This window comes from Phytoactinopolyspora endophytica, assembly GCF_004138495.1.
Classification (GTDB): domain Bacteria; phylum Actinomycetota; class Actinomycetes; order Jiangellales; family Jiangellaceae; genus Phytoactinopolyspora; species Phytoactinopolyspora endophytica.
In genome coordinates, this window is record NZ_ML142852.1 from 12,075 (window position 1) to 12,596 (window position 522).

General features: G+C 67.0%; 1 protein-coding gene and 1 pseudogene. Both read right to left on the reverse strand.

Translation table 11 applies throughout. From position 1 onward, the window contains the following. Positions 1-135: 135 nt before the first annotated feature. Positions 136-321 (reverse strand): hypothetical protein, encoded by a 186-nt coding sequence (locus ELR45_RS08435; protein WP_129665140.1) that lies wholly within the window; start codon positions 319-321, stop codon positions 136-138. 101 nt (positions 322-422) lie between these two features. Further along, positions 423-522: pseudogene (locus ELR45_RS42290) on the reverse strand (WhiB family transcriptional regulator); the annotation flags it as partial.

Consider the following 522-nt stretch of genomic DNA (forward strand, 5'->3'; position numbering starts at 1 on the left):
CGTTCCAGGGAGAGTTCGAACGCTGGGTGCCTGGTTTCGCTGCCCGCTAACCGTTGTAGACCGGGCTGCCGAGGGATCCCCCCGGCAGCCCGGTCTACAACCGCTACGACTGTTACGCGGCTACTACTACGACTGCTACGCGGCTCGGCCGGCAGCCGCCAAAGCCGCGGCGGTGAGCCGCCGGGCGCGCCGCGCGGCACGCGCCGCCCGGCGCTCCAAGCGCTGAACCTTCCGCGCCCCGTTCGCTCTCCGCTCCGCGTCCGCCTCGGCAAGGCGCTCATAACAGTGCGCCCGCGCTAAGGCTTCGTTCAAAAGATGCATGTCATCGCTCCTGAAGATCAAATCCGTCTGGTCGTCTCTGGTCAGCTCTGGTGTGGTGTTCAAATCCGTTCACTCCTCACGTTCGGTCCGGATGCTCAAAGTCACGCCGCCAACTCGGTCTTGCGGGGCCGTCCTCGGGGACGCTTGCGGGGCACGACAACACCGGCCTCGAAGAGCTCACCGCCCCACACGCCCCAGGGC

Bases quoted from the DNA above. Each gene is read 5' to 3' on its own strand.
- ELR45_RS08435 (WP_129665140.1), bottom strand. From the start codon at position 321: ATGCATCTTTTGAACGAAGCCTTAGCGCGGGCGCACTGTTATGAGCGC.